Source organism: Enterobacter sp. K16B (genome assembly GCF_020216105.1).
GTDB classification, from domain to species: Bacteria; Pseudomonadota; Gammaproteobacteria; order Enterobacterales; family Enterobacteriaceae; genus Enterobacter; species Enterobacter sichuanensis.
The window spans coordinates 1-2,094 of record NZ_JAIWJZ010000195.1 but is presented as its reverse complement, the minus strand read 5'-3'; the positions used below and the strand labels follow the sequence as shown (position 1 = coordinate 2,094).

General features: G+C 38.2%; 3 protein-coding genes and 1 pseudogene. All 4 read left to right on the top strand.

The window, feature by feature from the left end; all coding sequences use genetic code 11:
* The coding region (locus tag LDK53_RS22630; protein WP_263643525.1) for an HNH/endonuclease VII fold putative polymorphic toxin at positions 1-502 on the top strand (502 nt) is incomplete at its 5' end.
* On the top strand, positions 503-892 hold the full coding sequence (locus LDK53_RS22625) for an Imm50 family immunity protein (RefSeq protein WP_045286938.1): 390 nt from the start codon (positions 503-505) through the stop codon (positions 890-892). It abuts the gene before it with no gap.
* A gap of 307 nt (positions 893-1,199) precedes the next feature.
* On the top strand, positions 1,200-1,556 hold the full coding sequence (locus LDK53_RS22620) for a hypothetical protein (RefSeq protein ID WP_225288134.1): 357 nt from the start codon (positions 1,200-1,202) through the stop codon (positions 1,554-1,556).
* A 222-nt stretch (positions 1,557-1,778) separates the two neighbouring features.
* Positions 1,779-2,073, top strand: a pseudogene (locus LDK53_RS22615) (YciI family protein).
* Positions 2,074-2,094: the final 21 nt, after the last annotated feature.

Here is a 2,094-nt window from a genome sequence, read left to right as displayed (position 1 = left end):
TCTGTTCCGGTATTACGACCCGGACTGCGGACGGTTTACGCAGCAGGACCCGATAGGGCTGGCGGGGGGGATTAATCTTTACCAGTATGCGCCGAATGCGCTGGGGTGGATCGATCCGTGGGGATTAACGAAATGTAGTAGTGGAGGACCTAATAAAAAAACTAGTTATGAAGGAGTTAGTCGAAGAGATGCATTCAGGCAGGCTAAACGTGATGCGGGAATTCCTATGAATCAGCACCCTAGAACTATTTCCAGACCAGACCTATTAGATGGGGAAGGCAACAAAATACTTAACTCAAAAGGTTTGCCGATAAAAACTCGACAATACGAATTTAGAGATTCAAATAACAAGCCTGTTTTTATCCAGGAACATAGTTTGGGACATGATAAAGCAACCTCTGGTCATGGTGCTGAACCCCATTTCAATGTTAGGCCGCCACAAAACTTGAATACAGGTAGTGTTCCGGGTACTCATGGTCATTATAATTTTGAGGGTTTATAAATGTGGTTTGACAACGCAATAGGGAAAGAAAAAATTAATTTCATGTTTGGTGGGGAATTAAGCATGGAATTAGTCGAGTTCGATGGTTTTACCTTTGAAAGGTTTTCTGATATTTCATGTCGATTTTTTACAAGAAAAATTCCTTCTAACTACCCAAAAAAATGGAAAGAAAGTAAATTCAATGCCCTTTGTATTGTGTTGACATTTGGGGATGTAGTTAAATTTGATGTTAAAGGAATGAAGGTGGGTTTTATTTGCTCTCCAGAAATTATTTCGACGGGGGATTATAGTGAAATATCTATAAAAGATGAAAAATTAAATTTCCATTGCCAATCAAAATTTCTTACAATTGAAGGTGTCACACCTTATCTGGACGAACGTTGGGATTGACGAAAATAAAGTTGAAGAGTTAACAAATGGATATATACTTCATGCTTTCCATTTGAATCTTCATTATTATTTTAGTGTGTAAGTTCGGCAAGTATTCATAAAATAACGTATTGTCCCCTCTGCAAGTGTGCGTCTTTACGCTGCAGGATGATGGCGAGTTGAAGCAATCCAACTACGACAGAGGGAGTGAACTCCGTATAGTCACAGCATCTCTCCCGGCAATGTGCAATCTTTATCACCAGCGAATTATCAAATTAAGCAGCAGTCATATTTGATACTTGTAAAGTAAAAGTTGGCGTAAAGGGTAATGAAAGTTATCGATGGTATCCGATTTAATGATTCTAATGAAAGTGTTGTTTTTAATTACTATAGTTGGGTTGAGTTAATTAAAGCGATTATTGTTAAATATGCGAATAAAACAGAGGGTAAGTCTGAGCGTATAGTGTTAGCCTCTCCACTTGTTCGTATTACGGAAAATGATTACATGTCTGTGGCTTTGCGCAGTCATGAAAGTGAATATCATTGGGCAATGTTAATTGCCTATGGTGATCAATTTTGGACAAAAGGAGTTTCTCCAAATGAACCTGAGGGATACTTCGAGTGGGAAAAGGAATACAAGAAAAAAAATAAACTGGCAGAAGATAACTTTATTTTTAGTGATTAAGTTAAATAAAGAAATTTAAGAGGTAATATCTTGTCAGTTTTATTGTATGTTATGGTATTATTATGTTGAGGCATATAGTAATATCTCGTAGTGATCCCTTTTTAAGACTTAAAGCTCCGCTAAGAATTATAATGTAATCATATGCTATAAGTGGATTCGTCTCTGTAAAACCAACGGAAGATTTAATTATTACTTGCGATAAGACAAACTGAGAGGCAAAGGATGAGCACAGTTTACGAAGTTATTTTAGCCCTATATAAAACCACTCGAAGAAATCGACGAAGCGATACCTGCTCATGTGGAGTGGCTTAAAAAGGGGTACGCAGAGGGGATTTTCCTGACATCCGGTAAAGGGATCCCAAGAAACGGTAGTGTCATTCTCGCTAAATGCGAGAGTCTTGCTTCTCTTGAAGAGCGCTTACGCGAGGATCCTTTTCAGAGGTTAAAGCTTGCGACTGTTGAGATCATTCCCTTTGAACCCAGTATGAAGACAGAACTCTTAGACAATGTGTTTTGACCCCGCAATAAAAAAACCACG